The organism is Haemophilus sp. HMSC071C11 (assembly GCF_001837655.1).
Taxonomy (GTDB): Bacteria; Pseudomonadota; Gammaproteobacteria; order Enterobacterales; family Pasteurellaceae; genus Haemophilus; species Haemophilus influenzae.
In genome coordinates, this window is sequence record NZ_KV833432.1 from 1 (window position 1) to 257 (window position 257).

The following is a 257-nucleotide window of genomic DNA, read 5'->3' on the forward strand; positions in this document are numbered from 1 at the left end:
ACTATCAAACCGCCTTTAAACTTTGGTTACCTATGGCAGAGCAGGGATATGCAAAGGCTCAATTTAATTTGGGCGTGATGTATGCTAAGGGGCAAGGCGTCAAACAAGATGATTTTGAAGCGGTGAAGTGGTATCGCCAAGCGGCGGAGCAGGGATATGCAGAGGCTAAATTTAATTTGGGCCATATGTATTCTAAGGGACGAGGCGTCAAACAAGATGATTTTGAAGCAGTGAACTGGTATCGCAAAGCGGCGGAG

At 46.3% G+C, this 257-nt stretch carries 1 protein-coding gene; it reads left to right on the forward strand.

Annotated elements, in window-relative coordinates; translation table 11 throughout:
* Positions 1–257, forward strand: a 257-nt coding sequence (locus tag HMPREF2644_RS09405; RefSeq protein ID WP_257286117.1) for a tetratricopeptide repeat protein, incomplete at both ends; no start/stop codon positions are given.